Annotated in this window: 19 protein-coding genes; 8 read left to right on the top strand and 11 right to left on the bottom strand. The window is 71.3% G+C overall.

Annotated elements, in window-relative coordinates; all coding sequences use genetic code 11:
* Positions 1-19 precede the first annotated feature (19 nt).
* The 4 genes from ACESMR_RS15720 to ACESMR_RS15705 all read right to left on the bottom strand — a co-directional run bounded on the left by ACESMR_RS15720 (position 20) and on the right by ACESMR_RS15705 (position 2,717).
* Positions 20-1,213, bottom strand: a complete 1,194-nt coding sequence (locus tag ACESMR_RS15720) for a pyridoxal phosphate-dependent aminotransferase (RefSeq protein WP_373048048.1) — start codon at positions 1,211-1,213, stop codon at positions 20-22.
* Entirely contained in the window at positions 1,210-1,710 is a 501-nt protein-coding gene (gene coaD, locus ACESMR_RS15715; RefSeq protein WP_373048047.1) for a pantetheine-phosphate adenylyltransferase, read from the bottom strand. Before coaD ends, ACESMR_RS15720 begins: the two co-directional genes overlap by 4 nt.
* Positions 1,707-2,258: a 16S rRNA (guanine(966)-N(2))-methyltransferase RsmD gene (rsmD, locus tag ACESMR_RS15710; RefSeq protein ID WP_373048046.1), complete on the bottom strand. Its 552-nt coding sequence runs from the start codon at positions 2,256-2,258 to the stop codon at positions 1,707-1,709. The genes coaD and rsmD overlap by 4 nt, the downstream gene beginning before the upstream one ends.
* 69 nt (positions 2,259-2,327) lie before the next feature.
* The gene (locus tag ACESMR_RS15705; RefSeq protein ID WP_373048045.1) at positions 2,328-2,717 is read right to left on the bottom strand and encodes a hypothetical protein; all 390 of its coding nucleotides are present in this window, start codon (positions 2,715-2,717) and stop codon (positions 2,328-2,330) included.
* 142 nt (positions 2,718-2,859) lie between these two features.
* Here ACESMR_RS15705 and ACESMR_RS15700 point away from each other — a divergent pair, with 142 nt between their 5' ends.
* Positions 2,860-4,374 carry a R3H domain-containing nucleic acid-binding protein gene (locus tag ACESMR_RS15700; protein WP_373048044.1) on the top strand — a complete coding sequence of 505 codons (1,515 nt, stop codon included), beginning with the start codon at positions 2,860-2,862 and terminating at the stop codon, positions 4,372-4,374.
* A gap of 29 nt (positions 4,375-4,403) precedes the next feature.
* Positions 4,404-4,793: a TraR/DksA family transcriptional regulator gene (locus tag ACESMR_RS15695; RefSeq protein ID WP_373048043.1), complete on the top strand. Its 390-nt coding sequence runs from the start codon at positions 4,404-4,406 to the stop codon at positions 4,791-4,793.
* Between the two features lie 61 nt (positions 4,794-4,854).
* On the opposite strand, the gene ACESMR_RS15690 is transcribed toward ACESMR_RS15695, so the two are convergent.
* Positions 4,855-5,853, bottom strand: a complete 999-nt coding sequence (locus ACESMR_RS15690; RefSeq protein WP_373048042.1) for a cation diffusion facilitator family transporter — start codon at positions 5,851-5,853, stop codon at positions 4,855-4,857.
* Positions 5,854-6,112: 259 nt separating this feature from the next.
* Between ACESMR_RS15690 and ACESMR_RS15685 the strand changes: the two genes are divergently transcribed.
* The 4 genes from ACESMR_RS15685 (at position 6,113) to ACESMR_RS15670 (ending at position 12,335) form a co-directional block, all read left to right on the top strand.
* Positions 6,113-8,974, top strand: a complete 2,862-nt coding sequence (locus tag ACESMR_RS15685; protein WP_373048041.1) for a BamA/TamA family outer membrane protein — start codon at positions 6,113-6,115, stop codon at positions 8,972-8,974.
* Positions 8,975-9,332: 358 nt separating this feature from the next.
* Positions 9,333-10,505: a hypothetical protein gene (locus tag ACESMR_RS15680; protein WP_373048040.1), complete on the top strand. Its 1,173-nt coding sequence runs from the start codon at positions 9,333-9,335 to the stop codon at positions 10,503-10,505.
* 73 nt (positions 10,506-10,578) lie between these two features.
* Positions 10,579-10,875, top strand: a complete 297-nt coding sequence (locus ACESMR_RS15675) for a hypothetical protein (RefSeq protein WP_373048039.1) — start codon at positions 10,579-10,581, stop codon at positions 10,873-10,875.
* Positions 10,860-12,335, top strand: a complete 1,476-nt coding sequence (locus ACESMR_RS15670; protein WP_373048038.1) for a hypothetical protein — start codon at positions 10,860-10,862, stop codon at positions 12,333-12,335. The genes ACESMR_RS15675 and ACESMR_RS15670 overlap by 16 nt, the downstream gene beginning before the upstream one ends.
* 191 nt (positions 12,336-12,526) lie before the next feature.
* On the opposite strand, the gene ACESMR_RS15665 is transcribed toward ACESMR_RS15670, so the two are convergent.
* The 4 genes from ACESMR_RS15665 to udk all read right to left on the bottom strand — a co-directional run bounded on the left by ACESMR_RS15665 (position 12,527) and on the right by udk (position 15,136).
* A complete protein-coding gene (locus tag ACESMR_RS15665) occupies positions 12,527-13,237 on the bottom strand; it encodes a hypothetical protein (protein ID WP_373048037.1) in 711 nt (236 codons plus the stop codon).
* 75 nt (positions 13,238-13,312) lie between these two features.
* Positions 13,313-13,762 (bottom strand): hypothetical protein, encoded by a 450-nt coding sequence (locus ACESMR_RS15660; protein ID WP_373048036.1) that lies wholly within the window; start codon positions 13,760-13,762, stop codon positions 13,313-13,315.
* Between the two features lie 58 nt (positions 13,763-13,820).
* Entirely contained in the window at positions 13,821-14,438 is a 618-nt protein-coding gene (locus ACESMR_RS15655; RefSeq protein ID WP_373048035.1) for a class I SAM-dependent methyltransferase, read from the bottom strand.
* Positions 14,439-14,506: 68 nt separating this feature from the next.
* On the bottom strand, positions 14,507-15,136 hold the full coding sequence (gene udk, locus ACESMR_RS15650; protein ID WP_373048034.1) for a uridine kinase: 630 nt from the start codon (positions 15,134-15,136) through the stop codon (positions 14,507-14,509).
* 99 nt (positions 15,137-15,235) lie between these two features.
* On the opposite strand from udk, the gene ACESMR_RS15645 reads away from it, so the two are divergent.
* Positions 15,236-17,791: an AAA family ATPase gene (locus ACESMR_RS15645; protein WP_373048033.1), complete on the top strand. Its 2,556-nt coding sequence runs from the start codon at positions 15,236-15,238 to the stop codon at positions 17,789-17,791.
* Here ACESMR_RS15645 and ACESMR_RS15640 read toward each other — a convergent pair whose 3' ends face one another.
* The gene (locus tag ACESMR_RS15640) at positions 17,792-18,532 is read right to left on the bottom strand and encodes an alpha/beta hydrolase (RefSeq protein ID WP_373048032.1); all 741 of its coding nucleotides are present in this window, start codon (positions 18,530-18,532) and stop codon (positions 17,792-17,794) included.
* Between the two features lie 45 nt (positions 18,533-18,577).
* Between ACESMR_RS15640 and ACESMR_RS15635 the strand changes: the two genes are divergently transcribed.
* Positions 18,578-19,546: a DUF2520 domain-containing protein gene (locus ACESMR_RS15635; protein ID WP_373048031.1), complete on the top strand. Its 969-nt coding sequence runs from the start codon at positions 18,578-18,580 to the stop codon at positions 19,544-19,546.
* A 12-nt stretch (positions 19,547-19,558) separates the two neighbouring features.
* Here the strand turns inward: ACESMR_RS15635 and nadD are convergent, their stop codons facing one another.
* Complete coding sequence (nadD, locus tag ACESMR_RS15630) at positions 19,559-20,113, bottom strand: nicotinate (nicotinamide) nucleotide adenylyltransferase (protein WP_373048030.1); 555 nt, start codon at positions 20,111-20,113, stop codon at positions 19,559-19,561.

Raw genomic sequence — 20,113 nt, 5'->3', positions numbered from 1 at the left:
CGCTCGCTCGCGCAGCTGATCAGCTGAGCGCCTGCACGAACGACTCGATCCGATCGAGCCCCTTCTCCAGCTGCTCCATCGACGTGGCGAAAGAGAGCCGCATGAAGCCCGGCGCGCCGAAGGGCGCCCCAGGCACCACCGCCACCAGGAAGTCCTCGAGGAGGATCTCCGCGAGGCGCGTGTCGCTGCCCACCGCCTGGCCCTTGTAGTGCTTCGGGCAGAGCGCCCGCACGTCGGCGAAGGCGTAGAAGGCGCCGCCGATCGGCGCGCACTCCACCCCCGGCATGGCGGCGAAGCGCTTCTGCACGTACTGCCTGCGCTCGTCGAACTTCACCCGCATCCGCTCCACGCACGCGTTGCCGCCGGTGAGCGCGGCGATGGCGGCCTTCTGCACGAAGGAGGTGAGGTTCGAGGTCGACTGGTCCTGGATCTTCTGCATCGCGGCGATGAGCGGCTTCGGCCCGGCGGCCCAGCCGATCCGCCAGCCCGTCATCGAGAAGCTCTTCGAGAGGCCGTTCACCACCAGCGTCCGGTCGCGGAGCTGCGGCGCCACGTTGAGGATGTTGATGAACTTCTCGCCGGTGTAGATGAGGTGCTCGTAGATGTCGTCGGTGATGATCGTGCACGAGTGCCCCTCGAGCACCCGGGCGATCCCCGCCAGCGCCTCCCGGCTCCACACCGCGCCGGTGGGATTGGACGGGCTGTTGAGCACCACCGCCACCGTGCGATCGGTGAGCGCCGCGCGGATCGCGTCGGGCGACGGTACGAAGCCGTCCTCCACCCGCGTCTCCACGATCACCGGCTGTCCGCCGGCGAGCTTCACCATGTCCGGGTAACTGACCCAGTAGGGCGCGACGACGATCACCTCGTCGCCCTCGTCCACCAGCGCCTGGAAGGCGTTGTAGAGCGCGTGCTTCGCGCCCACGGTGGCGATGATCTCCGACTCCTCGTATTTCAGCCCGTTCTCGCGCTCGTGTTTGGCGGCGATCGCGCGGCGCAGCTCCGGGATGCCCGGGGTCGCGGTGTATTTGGTGAATCCCGCCCCGATCGCCGCCACCGCCGCGTCCTTGACGTGCTCGGGCGTGTCGAAGTCGGGCTCCCCCGCGCCGAAGGAGACCACGTCGATCCCCTGGGCGACCATCGCCTTGGCCTTCGCGGTGATCGCCAGCGTCGGGGAGGGCTGGATCGCTGCGGCACGACGGCTGATCTTCACGGCTGCTCCTTCGAGGTCTTTACGAACTTGCCCCGCAGCGCCTCTGCCACCGGCTCGGGCACCAGGCCCTCCAGGTTGCCGCCCAGCGAGGCGACTTCCCGCACGAGCTGCGAGGAGATGTAGAAGTAGTCCTCGCCGGTCATCATGAAAACCGTGTCGACCGTCGGATCGAGCTTCCGGTTCATGTTGGCGAGCTGGAACTCGTATTCGAAGTCGCTCACCGCCCGCAGCCCGCGCAGCACGATGCTGATCCCGCGGCGTTTGGCGTAGTCGACCATCAGCCCCTGGAAGGAATCGACCTCCACCCGCGGATCGTGGCCGATCGCGGTGAGGATCATCTCCTTGCGCTCCTCCACCGAGAAGAGGGGTGTCTTCTTGGAGTTGTTGGCGATCGCCACCACCAGCCCGTCGAAGGTCTTGAGGCCCCGGTGGATGATCGAGAGATGACCGTGGGTCATCGGGTCGAAAGACCCGGGGTAGAGGGCCACGCGCTTCATGCAGGCTCCTGGATGCGTTCGAAGAACGATACCGCGGTATCGCCGAACCGACGAAGATCCTTCCGCACCAGATCCCCGTAGGCCGAGGCGGTCTCCTCCCGCTTGCCGTGCTCGGCGACGACGAGACCGCCGGGGGCCACGAGCCCGCGCGCGGCGAGGAGCTGGAGCGCTTCCCCGGGGCCCAGTGCGTAGGGGGGATCGACGAAGACGAGATCGAAGGGGCCGGCGATCCGCCCGAGGGCCGCGGGCACCTCCGCCCGGACCACTTCGGCGCGGCCCCCGTAGCCCAGGGTGGCGGCGTTCTCGGTGCAGATCTTCGCCGCCTCGCGGTCCCGCTCCACCAGCACCGCTGCGGCGGCGCCGCGGGAGAGCGCCTCGAGGCCCAGGGCGCCGGAGCCGGCGTAGAGATCGAGGACCCGCTCGCCGGCGAGGCGCTGGCCGAGGATGTTGAAGATCGTCTCGCGCACCCGGTCGGCGGTGGGCCTGGTCCCGGCCCCCTGCGGCGCCTTGAGGCGCCTTCCCTTCGCTTCGCCGCCGATGATCCGCAAGCACCCTCCGTGGAACGGGGCCAACTAACCGCCCCGGCGTGCCGCGTCAAGGATGCTGCGGCGCCCGTTTCAGCGCAGGGAGCAGAACTTCAGGCCGGTCTGGTCACCGGGCTCGCAGGCGGTCTCCAGCCCTGCAGCGGCGCACTCGGCGTCCGTGGCGCAGAGCGGGCTGCACAGCTTCTCGGTGCCGGCGGTGCCATAGGCGACGCAGAGCAGCTCCCGTCCACAATAGCTGGCGAAGTCGTCCGACTCCGCGTCGCAGGCCTCGCCCAGCGCCCGCTGCCCCTCGGCGAGGCAGACGGTCAGCTCGAGCTCCGGGTCCCCCGGGTAACACTGCGAACCTGCCGAGCAGGAGTCCGGGAAGAGCTCGCACTCCGGCCCCCGTTCGTCCACGCCGCCTCCACAGGCGGAGGCCAGCGCCAGTGCAAACGCCAACGAAAAGGCCACGGTTCCCCGCATCGCGCCCCCCTCCTCGTCTCCGATGACGATCGAGCGGGAGATGCTGCTCCGTCGAGGAGTCGGCAAGCCCCCGGCCGGCCTGTGCAGATCGGCGCTTCCAGCGGCGCAGCGCGCGACATATCAAGAGAGGATGGCACCCCCCGTGAACCCACCCGACGATCTCGCGCTCCTGCTCGCGGTCCTGCCCGAGCGGCTGCGCCGCGCGCTCCGCAGGCAGCCCGCGGAGGAGTTGGTCGAGGTGGTGATGGATCTGGGCCGGGTCGCCCAGGCCCGCTTTCCCGCGAGCGTGGTCCCGCTCGGCCGCGATCCGATCCGCCGCGAGGAGCTCGACCACGTCGTCTCGCAGCTCGGCGCCTTCTCCGACGACAACCGCGCCGGCATCGAGCGGACCCTCCACCGCATCTCCGCCATCCGCAACCGCCAGGGCGAGGTGGTCGGCCTCACCCTGCGGGTGGGCCGGGCGATCTTCGGCACCATCGACGCCCTGCGCGACCTGGTGGAGAGCGGCCTCAACATCCTGCTCCTCGGGCGGCCCGGCGTGGGCAAGACCACCAAGCTGCGGGAGCTGGCCCGGGTGCTCGCGGACGAGGGCGGCAAGCGGGTGATGATCGTCGACACCTCCAACGAGATCGGCGGCGACGGCGACATCCCCCACCCCGGCATCGGCGGCGCGCGGCGCATGCAGGTGCCGGAGAGCGAGAGCCAGCACGCCGTGATGATCGAGGCGGTGGAGAACCACATGCCCGAGGCGATCATCGTCGACGAGATCGGCACCGAGCAGGAGGCGGCTGCGGCCCGAACCATCGCCGAGCGCGGCGTGCAGCTGGTGGGCACCGCCCACGGCAACACGCTCGAGAACCTGGTGATGAACCCCACCCTCTCCGATCTCGTCGGCGGGGTGCACACGGTCACCTTGAGCGACGAGGAGGCGCGGCGCCGCGGCACGCCCAAGACGGTCAACGAGCGCAAGGCGCCGCCCACCTTCGACATCGTGGTGGAGATGGTGAGCCGCGACGAGGTGGTGGTCCACCGGGAGACCGCCGCCGCGGTGGACCGGATCCTCGCCGGCGTCGACGTGGGCGGCGAGCGCCGTCGGGTCACCGAGGACGGCGAGGTCGAGGTGGAGGAGGTGGAGGTCGAGGAGGCCGCCGAGGAGCCGCTGGCCCAGCCCGGCCGCGGGCCGGTGCCCACCGGCCACAAGGGGCCGATCCGGATCCACGCCTACGCCTTGAGCCCCGATCTCGTCGCCCGGGTCCTGCGCGACCTGCGCCTCGACTCCAAGCTGGTGGAGCGGCCGGAGAACGCCGACCTCATCCTCGCTCTGAAGGCCCGCTCCAACGACGGGCGGATCCGCCGCGCCGCCGAGAAGGGGATCCAGGTACAGACAGTCAAGCGCAACTCCACCTCGCAGATGCGAAGGCTGCTGCAGAGCCTCTTCGTGCCGCCAGAGGGCGTCGACGAGGAGGAGGTCCGCGAGGCGGTGCAGGAGGTGGAGCACGCCATCAAGCGGGTGATGAGCGAAGGGGTCGCGGTGCCCCTTGCGCCGAGGCGCCCCGCCGTGCGGAAGTTGCAGCACCGCATGGTCGTCCGCTATCACCTCGACGCCGAAAGCATCGGCTCCGAGCCGAGCCGGCATCTCGTCATCCACCCGGGCTAGTTGAGCCCCATCGGAGCGCCAGACCCAAGATGAACGCCAAGCAGCTTGCGCGCTTCAAGGCACGTCTTCTCGAACTGCGTGCAGAACTCCTCTCCGCCGGTGACATGAACATCGAGCCGGTGAAGCGCGACGTCTCCGAGAAGGTCGACGAGGACGAGGCGCCGCTCACCGAGATGTTGCAGGTGATCGCCTCCAACCGGAACCGGACCCGCGCCGCGGATCTGGAGAAGATCGACCGCGCCCTGGTGCGGCTGGAGAAGGATCCGGACGACTTCGGCCTCTGCCGCATGTGCGAGGACGAGATCGCCGAGAAGCGCCTCATGGCGATGCCGTACGTGGAGCTCTGCGTCGAGTGCCAGTCGAACCGCGACCCGTCCCGCGGCGGCGCCCGCAAGCACCTGACCGACTACAAGGGCTGAACGCTCCTCCGCTTCCGCGGAAACGCCCGGCACGGCTCGTGAGGCGGCCGGGCGTTCGCGATCAGTGCAACTCGATGCCGGCGCAATGGTCCGGCGTCTCGATCTGCAGCGTGACGTGATCGAGGTGGAAGCGCTCGGCGAGCATCGTGCGCAGCCCCCGCAGGATCTCGTCGTTGCGCCCCATGTCGCAGCTCTCCACCACCACGTGGGCGGAGAGCGCATGCATGCCGCTGGAGATCGTCCAGATGTGCAGGTCGTGGACCCGGGCCACGCCCGCCGTGTGCTCCATCTCGTGGAGCACCTCGGCGAGATCGAGGTGGGCGGGCACCGCTTCGAGGAGCACGTCGACCGCCTCCCGCACCAGCGACACCGCGCTCCAGACGATCACGCCGGCGATGGCGATCGAGAGCAGCGGATCGATCATCGTCCAGCCGGTGAGGAGGATCACCACTGCCGCCACGATTACGCCCACCGACGACAGCGTGTCGCCGAGCACGTGCAGGTAGGCGCCCCGCAGGTTGAGCGACCCACCCTTGCGGTGGAGGAGCACGAGCCCCACCGCGTTGGCGGCGAGGCCGATCACGGCGATCACCGCCATGGTCCTCGCGTCGACCGCCCGCGGCTCGGTAAAGCGCTCGACCGCCTCCCAGACGATCCAGCCGGAGAGGAAGAGGAGGAGCACGCCGTTGGCCAGCGCCGCGAGGATCTCCAGCCGGTAGAAGCCGTAGGTGCGCCGCAGATCCGCCGGCCGCGCGGCGAAGGAGAAGGCGAGCACCGCGAGCAGCAGCGACGAGGAGTCGGTGAGCATGTGGCCGGCGTCGGCCTTGAGGGCGAGAGAGCCGGAGAGGAAGCCGCCGACCGCCTCCAGGACCATGATGCTCGAGGTGATCGCCAGGGTGAGGAGGAGCGAGCGCTTCTCCTTCGCCCGCTCCTCGGGCCGCATCCGCGCCGCCTCGCGGGCGTCGGGGAAGTGGTGGTGGCCCTTGTGCCCGTGGCCATGGTCGTGGCCGTGATCGTCCTCGGGCCCGTGCGCGTGGTTTCTGGAGAGCTGCTCGGCCATTCGTCCACTCGGTGGGCTCTTGCGAAAGCCCCTGCACTCGAAGATGCGCCCCGCTGCCGGGGGTTGGCACCCGTCTTTGCGAGGAGTTCTACGCCAACGGACGCCATTTCGCCCGTGCGACGCGCCGCCCTGCCCGGCAGCGTCCCGGCCAAACGAGCAGGCGCGGCGGATTCTTCCACGTTCTCGCGCCCTTGAAGGCCCCCTGCCGCTGTGCCACGGTAGGGCCCCGCGCGCCCGTGGCGTGCACCTGGCAGCCCGCGTGTCGTCCTTCCTCGCCGCCCTCGTCCGCCTGCTCCTGGCTGCCCCCGCGCTCGGGGCCGTCGCGCTCCCCTGCGCCCTGCTCCTCGCCGCGCCTGCAGCCCGGGCGGCTGCGCCCCACCACCGCTGGCAGACCCTCGAGACCCCGCACTTCGTCCTCCACTTCCACGAGGGGCTCTACCCCGTGGCCCTCTCCGCCGCCCGCAGCCTGGAGAAGGCCCACGAGAAGCTGGTGCCCCTCCTCGGCGCGGAGCCGAAGCGGAAGACGCAGGTGGTGCTCGAGGACGACACCGATTCGGCCAACGGCTCCGCCACCGCAGCGGGCAGGCCGCAGATCCACCTGCTCGCCGAGCCCCCCGACGATCTCTCGGTCCTCGGCGACTACGACGACTACGTCTACCTCCTCGTCGCCCACGAATACGTGCACGTGCTCCACCTCGGCACGGTGAACGGCCTGCCCTCCTGGCTCAACTGGATCTTCGGCGACGTCTGGATCCCGAACGGCGCCCAGCCCCGCTTCATGACCGAGGGGCTCGCCACCTACCAGGAGTCGCACCTCTCCAGCGCCGGCCGGGTGCGCTCGGCGCTCTTCGAGATGTACCTGCGGGCGGACGTGCTCGAGGATCGCCTCCTCGATCTCGGCCAGCTCTCCAGCGGCCCCGGCCGCTGGCCCTGGGGCACCGCCTGGTACCTCTACGGCGGCAGGTTGATGGAGCACCTCGCCGCCACCCGCGGCGACGAGGTCCTTCTCCGCTACAGCCACGAATACGGCGGGAACTTCATCCCCTGGTCGACCAACGTCGATCTGCGCACCGCGGCCGAGGTCGACTGGATCGAGCTCTACGACGAGTGGGCTCGCTCGCTGCGGGTGCGCTACGCGTCGCAGGCGGAGGCGATCGAAAAGGCGGCGCCGCTCACCGAGCCGAAGCTCCGCACCCGCCACGGCGAGCGCACGATGGGACCGCGCTGGGCGCAGGACGGCCGCTCGATCTTCTACGTGGAGGCCTCCGCCCATCGCCGGCCGTGGCTGCGGCGGATCGATCGCGAGACCCTCGAGGACGAGGAGATCCACGACCTCGGCACCACCGGCGAGATCGCCCCGCTGCCGGACGGCGGCGTGCTCCTCGCCCGCGGCGAGGTCTTCCGGGCCTACGAGTACTACGGCGATCTCTTCCGCGTGGACGAAGACGGCGAGCGCCGCCTCACCCACGGCCTGCGCGCCTCCGAGGTCGACGTGGTCGGGACCACCGCGGTCTTCGTCCAGCGCGGGCAGGGACGCACTCGGCTCGCCACCCTCGCCCTCGACGGCGCAGCGGACGCGACGATCCTCCACGACCCGGGCGCGCTCCAGGTCTACACGCCGCGCTTCTCCCGGGACGGCAGCCGGATCGTCTTCGGACGCACGCGCCCTGCCCATGGCCGCGATCTCTTCCTGCTCGACCGCGAGAGCGGCGCCCTGCGCCAGCTCACCGACGACGGCGCCCTCGATCTCGATCCGACCTTCACGCCGGACGGCGACGCGGTGATCTTCGCCAGCGATCGCAGCGGCGTCTTCAACCTCTACCGCCTCGATCTCGCGAGCGGCGAGACGGTGCAGCTCACCAACGTGCTCACCGGCGCCTTCCAGCCCGACGTCTCGCCCGACGGCACCTGGCTCGCCTGGACCACCTATTCCTCCTACGGCTTCGACGTGGCGGCGGCGCCGCTCGCCTCGCTCGAGCCGCGGCCGGCGAGCGTCCACGTGGAGCAGCGCCCGCAGCCCCTCGCCCCGACCGACGGCGCGCTCTACCCGGTGCGCGCCTACGATCCGTTGGAGACGATCGCGCCGCAGACCTGGTTCCCCTACCTCGCCGCCGACACCGCCGGCACGGTGATCGGCGCCTCGATCGCCGGCAGCGACATGGTGGGCCTGCACGCCTGGTCGCTGGCTGCGGGCATGGGGCTGAACTCGGGGCAGCCGCAGGGTGCGCTGGGCTACGGCTACGGCGGCTGGTTCCCGCGCTTCGGCTTCGGCGCCAGCACGAGCTACCGCTCGGTGCCGGGCTTCCCGGCCGGCACCACCGAGCGGGCCAGCGGCGCTGCCGCCTCCCTCACCTTCCCCTGGGGCAATACGCGGCGCTCCCATTCCTTCACGGTGGGCTACGAGGGCAACTGGCTCGAGCCGCTGGCGGTCGATCCCGACGACGCGCCGGAGGCGGGCCTCGCCTCGGAGCTGCAGTTCGGCTTCGGCTTCGGCTCCACCGAGCGCCCCGCCGACGCGATCTCGCCGGAGGACGGCGTCGGCTTCTCGATCGGCACCCGCTTCGGCAGCGAGGCCCTCGGCAGCGACTTCTCCTACGCGGCCCTCGACCTGAGCGGCGGCGCCTACCTGCGCCTGCCGTGGGCGAAGCACCACGTCCTCGCGGTGCTGGGGCGGGTGGGCCTCGGCCAGGGTGATCTCGGCAACCGCCGGCTCTTCTCGCTGGGCGGGCCGACGCTGCGCGATCCGCTCCTCGATCTGCTCTACACCGGCCGCTTCCTCGGGACCGCGGTGCTGCGTGGCTACGAGCCCGGCGCCTTCGCCGGCTCGAACCTCGTGCTCGGCACCCTCGAATACCGCTTCCCGATCTGGCGTGCCGACGCAGGCGCCTGGACCCTGCCGCTCTACGCGGGGCAGCTCTCCGGCGCGCTCTTCGCCGAGGCGGGCGACGCCTTCGACGGCCTGGGCACCCGCGCCGTACATCCGGCTGCAGGCGGCGAGCTCCGCTGGAACGTGCTCGCCGGCAACCTGGGCGGCACGGTGCGCCTCGGCTACGGCTACGGCTTCGACGTGGAGCTGGGCGGCGGCCACCGCGCCTACCTCGGGATCGGCGCGGGCTTCTAACAGCCAGCCGCGGCCCGAGCACGGTCCCCACGCCATCACTGGGGCGTTGGGCAGTGCTCCCGTGCGAACGCATGCATGGCGATACCGTTCCCCGCAGCGATGCAGCCCATGATGGAATGTGCTGGGCTATCCACGTGCCCCTCACCCCATCGAGGTCGCTCGCGTGCGGAAATCAGTCGGCTTGATCGCGTTGGCGTGCATGACAGTGGCGGCTTGCGTGGACACGCCCTCGGGATCGAGAGCCGCTGGCGGCGGGGCTGGTACCGCCGGCGCGCATGGAGGCGCGGGAGGTGGCGGCGCAGGCGCGGGAGGCACCGGCGGCAACCAGCTCGCCCGGCCTGCGACCCTGGGCGAGTGGATGGCCGACGAAGCTCTCTGGGAGGCCGTGCCGCAGACGGAGCAGTGGCGGCCGAACTGCCAGGTGGACCGCCCGCTCATCTATCCCGCTCCCCTCTCGTTGCGTTGGGAAGCGTGCGGCGATGGATGCCGGCAACTGGACGTAAGCGGACTTCTCGAGCGGCGCGCTCTACCCTCGTTGGTCAGCTACGCGGGTTCGGTAGCTCTGAGTACGTTCACACCTATCAGGCACCAGGATGGAATCTACGGGCTGAAGCTTCTTATCGACCTCCTAGACGGCGAGGTGCGCGACGGCTTCAGGTACAAGGATAACGGTCCAGGAGAGACGGCAGCATGCGCTGCCGCGGGCTCTCGCTCAGGCACCGCCGACATGATCATGGCGGTGTTGAGCGATGGGCGCAGACTCCGGTCCGGTAGTGTCGCAACGGAAGCCGGTAGAGTCTGGTCGCATGAATTCGAACGCGACTCCGCTGTCTGCGTCCCCTTGGGATTGGCTGGTGGCCGGTTCGCACTCGACTGCTTCGGTGCAATCGCCTCCATCGAACTGGCCACAGGGGGAAGGCGCATCGAGAGCACCGGAAAGGTCCACGGTTCGTCGGGCGACGTGCGGGTCACCTGGGTGGAGGACCATGCCTCGGGGGGCTATGTTCTTCGCAGGCTGACGGATGAGGGGGCAGCAACAGCTGTGGTCCAGCTCGATGAGCGAGCCTGCCTCGTCGCCCCAGACACCGACGATTCTGTCTCTCTTTTCTGGGGTAGCGATGCCGCGGGGACGTCCTCCTGTTGGCATGCGGCGAACCTCCTCCACACGAACGAAGTTTCGGCTTCTGGCGTGCCTGCTCGATCGACGAGCTACGAACTCGAGCCTTTCATCTTCGACGAGCGCGCTGTCCGAAGCGGCGACTACTCCGCCGCCCACATCAACTTCCTCGACGGTAACAGCATCCAGGCCGCTGGAATTGCTGTCGTGCGTTCGTCGGACGGCGGCGCATGGTTGTTGCGGCTCGATCCTGCGGAGGACATCCCGCATGGAACGCTCGCCCTGGACGCTGATGCCCTGTACTTCGGGATACGGGATCGAGACAGGCACGATTCCTCTCTCGAGAGAATCATCCGCATCGATCTCGCGCAGCTCGAAAGCCATGCGACAGCGTTGACGCAGCGCGAACGTTGAGCAGGAGAGGCAGCTTCTGACATCGTGGGTCTCGCATCCGGCCTCGGTTGGCACATATTTTCACGGAGATCAGATGCGCATCGTGTCGAGAGTTGCGGGTTCATTCGACCGGCACTCGCTGCACGTGCTCGGCGCTGCGACGCTTGCGGTCACCGCCGCCGAGTCGGAGGTCCACGCGTGGATCGCCCGGTTGAGCGCCGACACACTCGCCCTCGAGGGAACCGCGACGGCGCCGGGCCTGCTGATCGACGAGCCGGTGATGGGCCCGTTCGCACCGGTGGCAGCGATCGCCGTGGAGGGTGCCGGGCTCTCGTACGTCGAACTCGCCCCCCACCGCTGCGTCGACGAGGGGCCATGCGCGGGGCTCTGATCGCCATCGCGTTCGCGTCCCTCTGCACCCTCGGGTGCCCCCCAGGCTCCGCCTCCTCCGAGGCGGAGCGGGGGGGCTCCCCCGGCGCGGCGGGTTCGCAGGGCGAAGGCGGCACGGGCGGGCAGGTCGCAGCTGGCGGATCCGCGGGAGCCACGGCCCCTGGTGGTGCCGGCGGCGTCGCAACGGGCGGCAGCGGCGGCACCGCGGCCGAAGTCCCCGCCTGGATCCTCGCAGAGGAGACCTGGCAGCCCCTGCCCGGTGCGGCGTATTTTTCCTCCGATTGCCGAATCGAGCAGGGACGCGCCGAACGGCTCGAGGCGCCGCCGCTGCGCTGGGAGCCCTGCGGTTCCGGGTGCGAGCGGGCGGATGTCGTCGCCGGCCTGGGCGAATTCGCAGCCACGGCCGAACTCACCTCTCGCGTCGTGGGCGGCGAGAGCCGCACCTACCTCGCGGTGTCCAACGTGCTGCCCGAGACGCCCTTGGGCCTCGTGGTCATCGACCGGCACATCGACCTCAGCGATGGCACCACATTCGCTGCACTTCGGCGCACCCGTGCAGAGAGCGCAGGGGGCAGCTGCCTCGGCTCGTTGCTCGGCGAGCAGTCGCTCGGGCGGAAGTATTCGTTCGGCGACGACGGGACGGTGATGGAGGCGATCGGCCTGCTCGACCCGGAGACGGGTGCATGGCGCTGGCTCGCCCCCTGGACCCCGCTCCAGCAGATCGGCATCTGGTATCGCCACGCACTCGAGGCGACCGGCCACCTCGTCGTCGGCCACGGCGGAAACCTGCGCGCCTCGCGCGAGGCCGGATCGACCGAGCTCGTGGAGGTCGATCCGCTGGAGGCCGTCTCTCTCGCGGCGGCCATCTCCACCGGCACGCAGGTGGTCTGGTCGGAGCTGGAGCGCAGTGAAATCGGCTCGAGGCTGCGTTCCTGGGCACCGGGGAACGATGAGCCAACGCTCCGCGCAACGGAGCCGGATGCCGACGTCTGCAGGGTGGCGGCAGGCGACGCGACGCTCGCCACGTGGGCCGTGGTGCCCGACGGGCTACGCGGCTGCGACCTCGATCAGCCCGGTGGCCGATTCCGCCTGATCGGTACCGACGGCCAGCAGCATCCGACGAGCCCCATCCTCGACGAGAAGCTCTTCGTATCGGCGCTCGCCACGTGGGGGGATCACGTGGCAGCGGTGGTGCACCACTACCGCATCCCCGACGAGGATCTCGATGAGTACACACACGTCCTTCTCGCCCAAGGTGGTGCCTGGGTGGCGCGGCGGATCGCGTCGTTGCCCGATCACACGGTCCACAAGATCGCGCTGACCGACCGCCATCTCTACGTGACCCAGACGCCGCTCGGCATGCACTATCGGCGGGTGGATGCGGTCTACCGCTACGACCTGGCGTCGTTCGAGTCGATCGGCACCCCGTTCGGCTGGGATTACGAGCCACGCTCCGAATAGCGTTGAGCTGCCGCCCGGGATCGGGCGGCAGCTCAGCCGGCGGAAGTGCCCGGCGCAGGCCGACCAGCGCTTCAGCCGAGGACGGTTACCGGTAATTCGATGATCAATGTGCGAAAAGGTACCGAGCTGCGTCACGACACGAGCTGGTGACCCGATCGGCCATCACTGTACCTCGAGATTGTCCGCCGCACTCATCCCGCCGGCGGCGGCTGGCGCTTGCGCACCACCGTGCCCGGCTCGGCGCCGAAGGGCGTGGTGGCCTTCGGGATCGGCGTGGCCTTGCCCACCGGCAGGTTGCCCACGCCGTCGACGACGCTGCGGCGGATCTCCATCTCGCCTGCGACCTCGTCGGAGAAGTCGACGAGGAAGACGCCGATCCGATCGGGGACGAGGCCGCCGCGCTGCTCCACCAGCTGCTGGCATTCCTCCGCGTCGGTGAGGCGCTCGAAGCCGGCCACGTCGGCGTAGCGGGTGCGCTCGCCGTAGTAGAAGCGGAAGGTGTAGAGCTCCATGCAGCCGGCGGCGTTGGTGCCGCCCACGTAGTAGACCGCGCTCGGCGGCACCTCGGCCTGCTGCAGCGCTTCGGCGAGGGTGCGGATCTCCGGGGCCACCCAGGTCTCCTCGCCCTGTGGCGGCAGATCGACGGTGCCCTGCGGCTCGCCGGCACCGCTCTCGTCCTCGGGGATCGCTTCCGGCTCCTCCGGCTCCTCCGTCGCAGGCTCGTCCGGCGCCGGCTCGTAGCCCGGCTCCACCGGCACCGCCACCGCGGGGCCACCTGCCGGCGGCGCCTCCTCGGTCTCCTCGGGAACGGGAACGGCGCCGGGCTCCTCGTCCGGCACCGGCCGGGAGCCGGCACAGCCGGCAACGATCAAGGGGAGCAGTGCAACCAGGGGATAGCGCATCCGACCTCCGTGCACGGCGCGCCGTGCGTCGATGCCGTGCTCGACGTCCGCCGCTCCCGCAGATTCACCGGGCCGCTACTGCACGTGCTGCAGCGCCTGCACGACCTTCTTGCGGAGCGCCCCGTCGGTCAGGTCCTGCGGGAAGAGGTAGAGCCACGGCCCGTTGGTGGAGATGGTGGGGCCGAGCCGATCCCAGGCGGAAGGCCCCGCCTTGAGGGCCGTCGCCTTGAAATCCTCGAGACAGGCCCGTGCCTCCTCGGGTTTGGCGAAGCGCGAAACGTTGACGAAGCGCGGCGACGCGCCAAAGTGGATCCGGTAGCGGAGCTGTGCGTCGACGCAGTTGGGGAATTCCCGCAGGCTGCGCAGCTGCTCCACCTCGGTCACCTTGACCCCGACGGCCTCGAGGCTGCGCGTCATCGCCGCGATCCGCTGCTCCGCCAGCGGATCCGGCGGCGGTGCCGGGGGCGGCGCTTCGGTCCTGGTGCAGGCGGTGGCGAGCAGGAGCGCTACGAGGAAGGCACGCATGCCGTCGTGCCTAGCACGGGGGCACGGCCCTTCCAACTTCCTTGCCGCCGGCGCGCGCTCACACCCCGGGCTTGCGCCCCGCGATCTGCACCACCGCCGCGCGGCCGTGGTGGAGCCTGCCCTCCACCACCTCCCGCTCGATCTCCCGGGCCACCTCGAGATCGAGTCCCGCGAAATCCTCGCGGAGTTCGTCCAGCGTGTAGAGGAGCTCGCGCACCGGCGGACCTCCCGTGCGGAACCCGAGCTGCGCCGGCGTGTAGGCCTCGAGGACGAGGCGCCCGCCGGGCTTCAAGCCCGCCACCGCCGCCCGGTGGACCTGCCGCCGCAGCGGCGCCGGCAGGTGGCAGAAGATGGCGTGGACCACGTCCCAGCGCGCCGGCTCGATGGCGAAGGCCGAGAGATCGGCGTGGACCGTCTCGATCGAGCGGCCGCGGGATTCGGCGAGTGTCTTCGCCTTGGCCAGCCCCACCGCGGAGGCGTCGACCGCGGTGACCCGATGGCCGAGGCCCGCGAGGAAGGCGGCGTTGCGCCCCTCCCCTTCGCCGAGGGAGAGGATGCTGGCGCCTTCCGGGAAGGTGGGCGCCCGCTCGCGGAGGAAGTCGTTCGGCTCGGTGCCGTAGACGTACTCCTCGTTCGAAAACCGCTCGTCCCACTGCGCGCCGACGTTCTTCTCCATCACGAGGCTCCTCATCTCCGGCGTCCCGGCGTGGAGACCTTGGATGCGCGCAGGCGGGGAAAGGATTCCTACTGCTCGGGCGAAGCGAGCCTGCCGCGGATCGCGCCCACCACCATGTCGACGGCGATGGTGTTGCTGCCACCGTGCGGAATGATGATGTGGGCGTGGCGCTTCGAGGGCTCGACGAAGCCGTAGTGCATCGGCCGCACCGTGCGCAGGTACTGCGAGACGACGCCGTCGAAGTCGCGGCCGCGCTCCTTCACGTCGCGGGTGAGGCGGCGGAGCACACGCACGTCGTCCTCGGTGTCGACGTAGATCTTCACGTCGATCTGGTCGCGGATCGCCTCGATCCCCAGCACCAGGATCCCCTCGAGGAGCACCACCCTGCCCGGCACCACCCGCTCCGTCCGCGCCTCGCGGTTGTGGGCGGCGAAGGAGTAGACCGGCTTCTCCCCCGCCTCGCCGCGCTTCAGGGCCCGGAGGTGCTCGACCAGCAGCGGCACGTCGAAGGCGTCCGGGTGGTCGAAGTTGACCTCGGCGCGCTCCTCCACCGAGAGGTCGGAGAGGTCGCGGTAGTAGGCGTCCTGATCGAGCAGGGTGCAGGTCTCGCCGAGGGCCTCGGCGATGCGCCGGGCCACGGTGGTCTTGCCGGAGGCCGTCCCACCGGCGACGCCGATGACGAGGGGTGCAGTGTTCACGGGCGCACGATAGCGCCAAGCCCCCTCCTTATCCACAGGGGGCGCGGCGCATGCCGGTTGTCCGGCTGCTTTCCGGCCTGCTAGCCAAGCGATATCGCCATGCCCGAGACCCGTGAGATCCAGCAGATCCTCGCCCAGGCAGAGGACATCGCCGCTTCGGTCGGCCAGCCCCTCACCACGGCGCACCTGCTGCTGGCGCTCTTCACCACGCCCTGCGCCGCAGGCGCGCTGCTGGCGGAGCGCGGGATCGGGGATCGGGAGATCGTGACGGGCCTCACCCGCACGCCGGACGAGCCTGCGGCGAAGGTGGAGGAGGCGCTCCTCCGGGCCCGGGAGATCGCCGCTGGCGTTGGCGCGCCCACCGATTCGCTCCACCTGCTCATCGCCTTCGGGCGGCAGCGGGGCACGCTCGCCTACGACCTGCTGGTGAAGGCGGGGCTGCCGCTGGCGGCGCTGCGGAACACCGTCCTCTCCTGGTACACGGGGGGCCGCAGGCCCAAGGGGATGGAGCCGGTGGGGGGGCTGGCGGTGGAGGCGGCGCTGGCGCCGACGCGCACCGAGCCGCCGAGGCCCCGGGCCGCGACCGCGCGGCGGACGCCAATCGATCGGGCCGCGCAGCCTGCCGAGCCGCCGGCGCCGCGGATGGCGCCACCGCCCGCAACGCCAGCGGCCCCCGGCCTTACCGCAGCGCGACCCAGCGCGACGCCGCCTGCCGCACCACCGCCTGCGTCGACCCCACGTGCAGCAGCGCCCATCGCGCCTCCGCCGGAACCGATCGCGCGCGCAGCCGCGCCCGCGCCCGCAGCGAAGCCCGATCCGGTGGCCCGCATCCACGCAGCTGCGACGCCCCGCCGCTTCTCTACCGCGGAGCTAGCCCTCGATCCGGCGGTCTTCCCGCAGCTCGCCACCTTCGGCCGCAACCTCACCGAAGCTGCGGCGCAGGGCCGCCTCGATCCGGTGATCGGCCGCGAGCGCGAAGTCGACGAGGTGGTCGACATCCTCGGCAAGCGCCGCGGCAACAACCCGGTCCTCGTCGGCGATCCCGGCGTGGGCAAGACCGCGGTGGTCGAGGGCGTGGCCCAGCAGCTCCTCGCCGCCACCCGCACAGGCGTGGCGCCGCGGCTCCTGGTCGAGCTGGAGATGGGCGGCCTCGTCGCCGGCACCTCCCTGCGCGGCTCCTTCTCCGAGCGCCTCGGCGCGATCAAGGAGGAGGTCCGCGCCGCCGGCGGCCGCGTGGTCGTCTTCCTCGACGAGCTCCACACCGTGGTGGGCGCCGGCTCCTCCGGCGACGGTCCCCAGGACGCAGCCAACGAGCTCAAGACCGCGCTCGCCCGCGGCGAGTTCCCCTGCATCGGCGCCACCACCTGGGACGAGTACCGCAAATATGTCGAGAGCGATCCCGCCCTCGAGCGGCGCTTCACGCCGGTGCGGGTGGACGAGCCCACCTTGGCGCAGACGGTGGAGATCCTCCGCGGCCTCGCGCCCCGCTACGCCAGGCATCACGGCGTGGCCTACGACGACGAGGCGCTGCAGGCTGCGGCGCAGCTCTCGGCCCGCTACATCCCCGACCGGCAGCTCCCCGACAAGGCGATCGGCCTCCTCGATCTCGCCGGCTCCCGCACCGCACGGGCCGGCGGCGACCGGGTCGACGTGCGCGCCATCGCCGCGGTGGTCTCGCGGATCGCAGCCGTTCCCCTCGACCGGCTCCTCCTCGACGATCGCGAGAAGCTGCTCCGCCTCGAGGCGGATCTCGGCGGGCGGGTGATGGGCCACCGCGAGACGATCGCGAAGGTCGCCGCGGCGATCCGGCGCAACTACGCCGGCTTCGGCGCCCGCAGGCCGATGGGCTCCTTCCTCTTCCTCGGCCCCACCGGCGTGGGCAAGACCGAGCTGGCCAAGGCGATCGCCGAGGTGCTCCACGGCAGCGAGGGCGCCCTGGTCCGCGTCGACATGAGCGAGCTCGGCGAGTCGCACAGCGTGGCGAGGCTCATCGGCGCGCCGCCGGGCTACGTGGGCCACGGCGAGGGCGGGCAGCTCACCGAGGCGGTGCGCCGGCGCCCTGCCAGCGTGGTCCTCTTCGACGAGATCGAGAAGGCGCACCGCGACGTGCTCCTCCTCCTGCTCCAGGTCCTCGACGAGGGCCGGCTCACCGACGCCCGCGGCAAGGCGATCGACTTCACCCAGAGCATCGTGATCCTCACCTCGAATCTGGGCGCGGAGGCCTTCACCGAGCGCTCCGCGCCGCGGATGGGCTTCGGCGCCGCGGCGCAGGACGAGGGCGCGAAGGGATCCCGGGCGCTGGAAGCGGCGCGGGCGCAGCTGCCCCCCGAGCTCTGGAACCGGATCGACGACCGCTGCCTCTTCGAGCCCCTGCGGCGCGACGAGGTGGCGCAGATCGCGCGCCTGCTCCTCGCCGACTCGGCGAAGCGGATCGCTGCGGAGCGGCGCATCGCCGTCCACTTCGACGACGCGGTGATCGAGCGGCTCCTCGACCGCGGCGGCTGGGATCCGACCCTCGGCGCGCGGCCGATGCGCCAGGCGATCCAGCGCGAGATCGAGGCGCCCCTCGCCGAGGCGATCCTCCGCGGCGCCATCGCCGACGGCGCGGCAGTCCACGCCACCGTGCAGGGCGACGACCTCGCCTTCCGCGTCTAGCTACTTCGCGGCGAGCAGGCCGGTGAGCGATCCGATCAGCTTGTCGAGGGCGGTGGGCGGGATGGTGTGCTCGCCGGGGAACGAGAGGAAATCCACCTCCAGCCCCGACTCGATCAGCAGATCGCGCAGCGCCACGGCGTTCTCGAAGGGCAGGATCGGATCGAGCGTCCCGTGGCTCTGCACCACGTGGAGCCCCTTGCGCCGCGGCGCGAGCCGGCGCCACTCGGGCTCGGCGATCAGGGTGCCGGAGAGGGCCCAGAGCGCCGCCGGCGGCTCGTCGAGGCGCAGCGCGAGATCGAGGGTGAGCATCGATCCCTGCGAGAAGCCGCCCAGCACCACCTGCCCGAAACCGAGCCCCGTTTCGCCGAGGAGCTGATCGACGGCGCCGCGGAGGAGCCGCCGCGCATGGCCGAGCCCCTCGGGCGTCTCCTGCCGGTAGCGACGGAGCGCCTCGCCGTCGCCAGCGCGGCGGGCGGCGATCGACTGGAGATCGATCATCCACCACGCCCGCGACGTCCCGTAGCCCAGGTCGCCCAGGGTGAGCGGTGCTTCGGGAAAGACGAAGCGCACCCGCCCCCGCACCGCCGGGAGCCGCGCCGCGATCTCCGCTGCGAAGGGCGCGAGGTCGTCGCCGGTGGCGCCGAAGCCGTGGCAGAGGATCACGGCGAGGTCGGGCCTGGTGCCCGGCTCCTCGACCACGTGGCAGGTCAATCCGCCGAGCGTCGTATGGACGGTGCGCATGGCCGCAGACCTTGGCGCAGCGAACGCCGGCGCGCAACGCGATCCGTGCGTGCCCCGTCCGCCGCGGCGCGCTATGTCTCGAACATGGTCCGCCGCAGCGCCCGCACCGTCCACCAGCGTTCCGTTTCCCGCGTGCCGCGCCTCGAGCGCACGCCAAGGCGCCCCACCGTCTTCGTGGTGGGGCTCGGTCGCCTCGGCACCGCCCTCGCCCGGGCCCTCGCCGCCCACGGCTGGCAGGTGCAGGCCTGGAGCCGCACGCCCACCCGCCGGCGGCTGCCCGGCGTCACCCTGCGCAGCGGCGGCGTGCCCACCGAGGTCGAGGGAGCGAAGCTCGTGCTCCTCACCGTGCCCGATCGCGCCATCGCCGCGGTGGCGACGGATCTGGCGCAGCGTGGCCTCGTCGGCAGGGGCCAGGTGGTGGCCCATTGCGCCGGCGCCCTCGATCTCGAGCCCCTGCAGGCGGCGGCGGCTGCCGGCGCCGCGATCGGCTCGCTCCACCCCCTCGTCGCTGCCAGCCCCGGTGCGGTGCAGCTCACCGGCAAGGCCGCGGCGATCGACGGCGTCCCCGCTGCGGCGCGGCTCCTGCGCCGGGTGGCACGGACGGTGGGCCTGCGGCCGCTCCAGGTTCCCGCAGCAGGCAGGGTCCGCTACCACGCGGCGGCGAGCCTCGCCGCCAACGGCCTCGTCGCCCTGGCGGATCTCGCCGCAGAGCTCCTCGCCTCCACTGGCGTTGCCAGGGAGCAGGCCCTCGCGGCGCTGCTGCCGCTGCTGGCTTCGTCCCTCGAGAACCTGCAGCGCACCGGCCTCCCCGACGCGCTCACCGGCCCGGTGGCCCGCGGCGACGCGGCGGTGGTGCAGGCCCACCTCGCCGCGCTGCGCGAGCTGCCGCAATACGCCGCCTACGTCGCGCTCTCCGCCAGGGCCCTGGAGATCGCGGCGCAGCAGGGCGCGGCCGATCCCGAGGGCCTCGAGCGGATCGACAAGCTCCTCCGCAAGCCGATCCGCCGCCGCTGAAGATCGCGATCTTCAGCCGCCGGTGCCGTAGAGCCGGCGGGCCCGCACGTATTCCAGCACCGCCTTCGGCACCAGCGCCTCCGCCCCAGCGCCGCTGGCGAGCCGGCCCCGCACCTCGGTGCTCGACACCGCGGGCATCTCCGGCCCCTGCGCCTCGGGATGCGGATGCCCGCCCCGCGCGATCAGCAGCGGCGGCGCCAGCTCCTTCACCCGGTCCCACGCCTTCCACTTCGGCGTGTCGTCCAGGATGTCCGAGCCGATCACCAGCCGGAACGAACACGAGGGGTGCCGCTCCACCAGGTATTCGAGGGTGTCGACCGTGCGGCCCTCCCCCGGCACCTCCGACTCCACCGAGCTCACCGCCACGCCGCGCCGGAAGACCGCGGCGACCCGAGAGCACATTTCCACCCGATCGACGAAGGGCGCGAGCTCCTTGCCGAAGGGGTGGCGGTAGGAGGGCATCAGCCAGATCTCGTCCACCTCCGCGGTGGCGAGCACGTAGGAGACGACGAGCAGGTGGCCGACGTGGGGCGGGTTGAACGAGCCGCCGTAGAGCGCGATCCGCAC

Source organism: Vulgatibacter sp. (genome assembly GCF_041687135.1).
Taxonomy (GTDB): Bacteria; Myxococcota; Myxococcia; order Myxococcales; family Vulgatibacteraceae; genus JAWLCN01.
The sequence above is the reverse complement of the archived record's forward strand: the minus strand, read 5'-3'. Positions and strand labels throughout refer to the sequence as shown.

What these genes read in the sequence shown, in the direction of transcription:
- coaD (WP_373048047.1), bottom strand. Translation starts at nt 1,710, where the DNA reads ATGAAGCGCGTGGCCCTCTACCCCGGGTCTTTCGACCCGATGACCCAC.
- ACESMR_RS15705 (WP_373048045.1), bottom strand. Translation starts at nt 2,717, where the DNA reads ATGCGGGGAACCGTGGCCTTTTCGTTGGCGTTTGCACTGGCGCTGGCC.
- ACESMR_RS15695 (WP_373048043.1), top strand. Translation starts at nt 4,404, where the DNA reads ATGAACGCCAAGCAGCTTGCGCGCTTCAAGGCACGTCTTCTCGAACTG.
- ACESMR_RS15690 (WP_373048042.1), bottom strand. Translation starts at nt 5,853, where the DNA reads ATGGCCGAGCAGCTCTCCAGAAACCACGCGCACGGGCCCGAGGACGAT.
- ACESMR_RS15680 (WP_373048040.1), top strand. Translation starts at nt 9,333, where the DNA reads ATGGCCGACGAAGCTCTCTGGGAGGCCGTGCCGCAGACGGAGCAGTGG.
- ACESMR_RS15675 (WP_373048039.1), top strand. Translation starts at nt 10,579, where the DNA reads ATGCGCATCGTGTCGAGAGTTGCGGGTTCATTCGACCGGCACTCGCTG.
- ACESMR_RS15670 (WP_373048038.1), top strand. Translation starts at nt 10,860, where the DNA reads ATGCGCGGGGCTCTGATCGCCATCGCGTTCGCGTCCCTCTGCACCCTC.
- ACESMR_RS15665 (WP_373048037.1), bottom strand. Translation starts at nt 13,237, where the DNA reads ATGCGCTATCCCCTGGTTGCACTGCTCCCCTTGATCGTTGCCGGCTGT.
- ACESMR_RS15660 (WP_373048036.1), bottom strand. Translation starts at nt 13,762, where the DNA reads ATGCGTGCCTTCCTCGTAGCGCTCCTGCTCGCCACCGCCTGCACCAGG.
- ACESMR_RS15655 (WP_373048035.1), bottom strand. Translation starts at nt 14,438, where the DNA reads ATGGAGAAGAACGTCGGCGCGCAGTGGGACGAGCGGTTTTCGAACGAG.
- ACESMR_RS15645 (WP_373048033.1), top strand. Translation starts at nt 15,236, where the DNA reads ATGCCCGAGACCCGTGAGATCCAGCAGATCCTCGCCCAGGCAGAGGAC.
- ACESMR_RS15640 (WP_373048032.1), bottom strand. Translation starts at nt 18,532, where the DNA reads ATGCGCACCGTCCATACGACGCTCGGCGGATTGACCTGCCACGTGGTC.